Annotated in this window: 7 protein-coding genes; 6 read left to right on the top strand and 1 reads right to left on the bottom strand. The window is 67.4% G+C overall.

Features of this window, described 5'->3' with window-relative positions; genetic code table 11:
- A partial coding sequence (locus ACY45C_RS17760) for a hypothetical protein (protein ID WP_462188675.1) occupies positions 1–379 on the bottom strand: 379 nt, incomplete at its 3' end.
- Positions 380–571: 192 nt separating this feature from the next.
- On the opposite strand from ACY45C_RS17760, the gene ACY45C_RS17755 reads away from it, so the two are divergent.
- The 6 genes from ACY45C_RS17755 (at position 572) to ACY45C_RS17730 (ending at position 5455) form a co-directional block, all read left to right on the top strand.
- Positions 572–1324 carry a hypothetical protein gene (locus tag ACY45C_RS17755; protein ID WP_462188674.1) on the top strand — a complete coding sequence of 251 codons (753 nt, stop codon included), beginning with the start codon at positions 572–574 and terminating at the stop codon, positions 1322–1324.
- A gap of 133 nt (positions 1325–1457) precedes the next feature.
- Entirely contained in the window at positions 1458–2180 is a 723-nt protein-coding gene (locus ACY45C_RS17750; protein ID WP_462188673.1) for a YcnI family copper-binding membrane protein, read from the top strand.
- Positions 2181–2185: 5 nt separating this feature from the next.
- Positions 2186–3865 carry a copper resistance CopC/CopD family protein gene (locus ACY45C_RS17745; RefSeq protein WP_462188672.1) on the top strand — a complete coding sequence of 560 codons (1680 nt, stop codon included), beginning with the start codon at positions 2186–2188 and terminating at the stop codon, positions 3863–3865.
- Positions 3866–4036: 171 nt separating this feature from the next.
- Positions 4037–4240, top strand: a complete 204-nt coding sequence (locus ACY45C_RS17740) for a hypothetical protein (RefSeq protein WP_462188671.1) — start codon at positions 4037–4039, stop codon at positions 4238–4240.
- Entirely contained in the window at positions 4240–4500 is a 261-nt protein-coding gene (locus ACY45C_RS17735) for an acyl carrier protein (RefSeq protein WP_462188678.1), read from the top strand. Before ACY45C_RS17740 ends, ACY45C_RS17735 begins: the two co-directional genes overlap by 1 nt.
- 16 nt (positions 4501–4516) lie before the next feature.
- A complete protein-coding gene (locus ACY45C_RS17730; protein WP_462188670.1) occupies positions 4517–5455 on the top strand; it encodes an acyl-ACP desaturase in 939 nt (312 codons plus the stop codon).
- Positions 5456–5486: the final 31 nt, after the last annotated feature.

The following is a 5486-nucleotide window of genomic DNA, read 5'->3' as shown; positions in this document are numbered from 1 at the left end:
CTCGAGCGTCGACGACCTTGTTCAGCGCATCGCCGACAGGTCGCACTACAGCGACAGGTACGTGGAAAGCAGGATACGCGAGCTGGTGGGTGTTGCGGCGGGCGCAGGCGCCGGTCCAGCAGCGCAACCCACCGCAGCGGCGCAGGCTGCAGCCGAGCAGGCCCCAGCGCCAGCCGCGGCCGAGCAGCCGGCCGCCGGGGGCCAGGCTGAGCAGCCCACGGCGGAGCAGGCCGGGCAGCGGTTCGGCGGGCAGCAGCCGTTCACCGCGGGCCAGGCGGAGCAGCCCACGGCGGAACAGGCCGGGCAGCGGTTCGGCGGGCAGCAGCCGTTCACCGCGGCGTAGCCGCCGAGGCGGACCGGAGGGTGGGGTGCCGTCCAACGACGGAAAGCACCCCACCTGTCGGACGTCTGCGGTAGGCGTCTGCGGTAGACGGAGTACTCGAAGGCGCCTTCGAGTGGCTGGAGGTGCTTTCCTGCCCGGGATCCGCCGCCCGTCATTCCTCAGTGCCCGACGGCGGCAGTGCCCGACGGCGGCAGACTCCGTAGCGGTGGATCGGCATCGGCCAGCTGGATGGGCCTGGGCTTTCTGGCCTCGGGCATCGTGTTCACGGCGATCATCGCGGTGCCCGCGGCTGCCTGGTGGCGGTTCGGGTTGAATGAGGTCGTCGCCCCAGATCATCAACCCCAGCCGCACGGTTCCGGGGGTGTGGCCATGACCGCGGCGGGCATGGCAAGCTTGCTCGTTGTGGCAACAGGGTGCGAGGTGGACAGGGGAACGGCCCGGTTGGGCCGAGCCGTGGTGTTCGCCTCGTCCTCGGTGTGTCTGGCCTGGGCAGCGCACGTCTCTGGCGGGGGGCCGCGGCCAGCCGCTGGGATCATGCTGGTTGCGGTCCTCCTCCTCACCCGGGTGGCGTTCGGGTTCGCGGACCGCGAGCGAGGAGTCGCTGCGCTGCTCGCGGGTCTGGGGGTGACGCAGATCGCCCTCCATGTCACCTTCGTACTTGCGCATCCGCACACCCACCTGGCCAGCGGTCCGAGCCTGGATGTTCCGATGACGGCGGCCCACGGCATTGCCGTGGGCTGTGTGGGATTGATGCTTCGTCACTCCGAGCGGGCTGTGTGGTGTGCGGCCGGACTGAAGCCGCGCACCGTTGTGGCCCTGTTGCTGTATCCGGTGACCGTTGCCGTCGTTCCGCCTGTCCCACCCACCGTGAAGATCAACCTTCGGAAGCGGGCGCCGAGACCGCACGCTCGCCCCCTTGGCCGTGGCGCACGGCGTCGGGGACCACCCGCTTCCCCTTCTCCGGGGTTGACGTCACGGTGAGCGTTGACGTCACGGCGAGCCTGGTAGACGAGTTCCCCTGGCGGGCTCATCTGCCCGACGAGCGACCCCGGCGCGAGCAAGGCAAGGCATCTTCAGGTGGTCCCACGCGCCGTGGGACGTTCGAAGGGATCTTATGTACCGCAACGTTCGGCGTGCCGGCATGCTTGCCGGCACTGCCGCGGCAGCGATGTTCCTCCTGGCCGGACCGGCGTCCGCCCATGTCACGGTGCAGCCGCCGACGGCTGCCGCGGGCAGCTACGCCACCTTGTCGTTCAAGGTCCCCACGGAGAAGGACACCGCGTCCACGACCGGGTTGGACGTCCAGCTTCCCACCGACACCCCGATCGTGTCCGTGTCGGTCCAGCCCAAGGCGGGGTGGACACACAAGATCACCAAGGCGGCTCCGCCGAAGCCGCTCATGACGGACGACGGAGAGGTCAAGGAGGTCGTCACCAGGATTGCCTGGACGGCGCAGGGGGATGGCGGGATCAAGCCCGGGGAGTTCGACACCTTCACCGTCTCCGCCGGGCCGCTGCCCGAAAACACCGACCACATTGTGTTCAAGGCGTTGCAGACCTACTCCGATGGTTCGGTCGTGCGGTGGGTCGATGTCGTCGCCCCCGGCGCCCAGGAGCCTGAGAAGCCGGCGCCGGTCCTCACGCTGACAGCATCCTCCCTGGGGTCCGGTGGGCATGGCGCGGCCACGGTGCGGTCGGACGAAGCCGCATCGGCCTCCGACGATTCCGACGATTCCGACGGGACGGCGCGTGGCCTGGGGATCGCCGGTCTCGTCCTTGGCGCACTCGGGTTGCTTGCCGGTGGATTCGCGCTGATCTCTTTGCGGCGGCGCGCCTAACCGTCGTGCGCCGCATCCTGGTGGTGGCCGTGACGTTCCTGGTCATGGCCACCACCTCCATCGGTCTCGGCCTCGGGGTCCCGTCGGCGTCGGCGCATGCCCTTTTGACGGGTAGCGACCCCGTGGACGGCGCGGCACTCGGCGTCGCACCCGCACGGGTAACCCTTGACTACAGCGAGTCGGTGCGGGTCTCGCGCGATTCGATCCGGGTGCTCGATTCCGCGGGTAGGCGGGTCGATGATGATCGTGCCGGATCTGGTCCCAAGGCCTCGCAGGCGACGGTCGCGCTCCGGCCGGGGCTGCCGAACGGCACGTACGTGGCGAGCTGGCGTGTCATCTCGGCGGATAGCCATCCTGTTTCCGGTGCGCTCGCCTTCGGTGTGGGCGGGCCGCCGGAGGCCGCCGCCGCGGCGGCCTCCGGCACATCGGGCTCCTCGACGGTGGGCGTCGTCTTTGCCGTGGCGAGATTTCTCGGATACGCCGCGACGGCCCTGTTACTGGGCGTCTGTTTCTTTCTGATAGTGCTCTGGCCGACAGGTCTTCGTGCGGCCGGCCCCGGCCGGCTGTTGATGGCAGCGTGGGGATTATCCGTTTTTGCGGCCTTCGCGCAGCTGCTGCTGCAGGGCCCCTACGCTGCCGGGCTCGGCCTCGGGGGACTCGGGCAGTGGTCGGTTCTGTCGACCACCCTGGCGGATCGGTTCGGCCACCTGCTGCTGATCCGTCTGCTCGCTCTTGCTTTGATGGTGCCTCTCGTGCGGCGGCTGTTGCGAACCGGGTCGGTGGATCTGCGGGGAAACGGGGAGCTCGCCGGTCTCGGTGTCGTGGTGGCCGTGACGCTTGCCATGATCGGTCATGCCAGTGCCGGCGACCTGGCTTGGCTGGCTACCACCAGCACGACGGTGCATGTGATCGCCATGTCGGTGTGGATCGGTGGTCTGGTGATGATTGCCGGTTTCCTGGTGCGCCGCGCATCGGCCACCGAGCTGGCGGAGGTCCTTCCCCGGTGGTCGAAGATCGCGGTTGTGGCCGTTGCCGCCGTGATGGTCAGCGGGGTCTTCCAGGGCTGGCGTGAGGTCGGCCCGCCACGGGCCCTGATTGATACCAGCTATGGTCGACTGCTGGTGTACAAGGTGTGGCTGGTCCTTGGAATGATCGCTCTCGGCGCTCTGGCGCGGCAGTGGGTCCGCCGGCAGTACAGAACGAACAGAGATCAGCCGGCCGGCCGGCCGGACCGCTCGCCGGATACCGTTCTGCTTGCCGGGCTGCGGCGGGGTGTCATGGCGGAAATCGTGGCCGGGGCTGTCGTGCTGGGGATCACGGCTGGGTTGGTGAACATGGTACCGGGACGTACCAGCTATTCACCGCCGTTCTCCGACACCACCTTCGCGGGTCCGATGACGGTGAAGGTGCGGGTCTCACCGACGCGGGTGGGCGCCCAGACCCTGGACGTCCACGCCACGGGCCCGAGCGGCAAACCGCAGAAACTGGTGGAGGCCAGTGCGGCGTTGTCGTTGCCGGCCGCCGATCTCGGCCCCTTCACTGTTCCGCTGAGCCTGGCCGCGCCGGGCCATGCGCGGAGCGACGGGATCCGGGCGCCGTTGCCCGGTGAATGGCAACTTCGGCTCACGCTCCGAGTGAACGATTTCGACCAGTACGTGACAACCGTGTTCTACCAGGTCCGATGAAGGACTCGTGAACGATGAAGGGCTCGTGAACGCTGGGCGGCGGTAAGCGCTTCCGCGATAGCTGATCGGAATGGTTCGATTGGCGTGTGATATCAGGGTTATAATGATCGGTCAGGCAACCCATGGTAGAGCGGCAAAGGCCTGCGAGGGAAGCTCAGAAGGAGTCCATCCATGCCGACCGCCACCGCTGACAAGTCCCATAGCTTCGATGTTTTCCAGCACTACGAGCGCCTCCAGTGGAAGGTTTCCGACCTCGGGCTGGAAAACGTCCGGCGTGACCTCGTTCATCCCGTTTACATCTCGCTTGTCAAGGGCGTTGTCATGGGCGAGGCGACGTCTCTCCCCGGGCTGCACGGTTTTCTCAAGGAGTCATGATGACACCCTCCCGCGCCGAGATTGTCAGTACTGTCACCGCCATCCTTGCTCGCGAGCTCGGGATGCCAGCCGACGCGCTCACTCCCGACCTCGACCTGCGGGCCGTCGAAGGCGCGGACTCGGTGAAGGTCCTGGTCATGATCTCCCGCATAGAGCGCACGTACGATATCGAGATCGAGGATGAGGACGTCTTCACCCTGAGCTCCATCAACGACGTCGTCCGTATCGTGCTTGCGGCGCTCGAGACGGCGGCGGTCTGACAACAGGAGAATCATCGTGACCGTATCGAACACCGTTATATCATATACCTCTGCTCCGGAAGCGGGGCAACGCCGCCCTGCCCGGTCCGACGGCCCTTTTGCCCGTCCGGTGCTGCCGCCGCTGCTGCCCGCCTCCGACCTGGCGGCGGCGGTCACCGCGTTTCATTCTGCCGGGTCCGCCGCCCGCCGGTGGGACGTCGAATCGGCCTTCCGGTGGGACGAGGCCGAGGCCGACCGGCTCACCGAAGGCCATCGCTCAGCGGTCCGCTTCATCACCCTGATCGAGGACCATCTCCCCGGCTATTTCGGCCTCTACGAGCGTGCGTTCCCGCTCAACTCCGACGTTGACCTGGAAACCTTTATCCATAACCGTGAGCTCTACCATTTCACGGTACGGTGGGCCCAGGAAGAGGACAGCCACGCCCGGGCCCTGTTCCGCTACCAGGTCGCCGCCGGTATCGCCGAACCGGAGGAACTGCGTCGGGAACTGGCGGCCGAGGGCCGCAAGAAATTCGATCTGCCACTTGACCACGCGGTCTCGTTGTTCGCCTACGCACTCGTGCAGGAGAAGGCGACGCAGCTCTATTATCAGCAGCTACGCACCGTGGCCGGCAATCCGGTCCTGGCCGACGTCCTCACCCGACTCGCCCGCGACGAGTCGCGCCACTTCGCGTTCATGGCGGATGTGGTCGAGCGGTACCTGCGCCGGGAGGGCGACGCCGTGGTGGAGCCAATCCGCGAGGTCATTGCGACCTTCCGGATGCCACTGGCCGACACCATCCGCGGCTACTGGCGATGGGCACTGCGGATCAGGGAAGTCGCCCACTACGACCACACGGACGCCTACGCTCACCTCATCCGGGTCGTGAACCGCGCCGTCGACGCCCGGTCCGACCGGGTGAATGAACTGATCACCTTTATCGACGCATGCCGGACCGCCCCCGTCCCGGCCTGAGCCTGGTCGGGTGGCCTTGACCTCGATCGTT

Source organism: Frankia sp. CcWB2 (genome assembly GCF_977927585.1).
The sequence above is the reverse complement of the archived record's forward strand: the minus strand, read 5'-3'. Positions and strand labels throughout refer to the sequence as shown.

What these genes read in the sequence shown, in the direction of transcription:
- ACY45C_RS17740 (WP_462188671.1), top strand. Translation starts at nt 4,037, where the DNA reads ATGCCGACCGCCACCGCTGACAAGTCCCATAGCTTCGATGTTTTCCAG.
- ACY45C_RS17755 (WP_462188674.1), top strand. Translation starts at nt 572, where the DNA reads ATGGGCCTGGGCTTTCTGGCCTCGGGCATCGTGTTCACGGCGATCATC.
- ACY45C_RS17735 (WP_462188678.1), top strand. Translation starts at nt 4,240, where the DNA reads ATGACACCCTCCCGCGCCGAGATTGTCAGTACTGTCACCGCCATCCTT.
- ACY45C_RS17750 (WP_462188673.1), top strand. Translation starts at nt 1,458, where the DNA reads ATGTACCGCAACGTTCGGCGTGCCGGCATGCTTGCCGGCACTGCCGCG.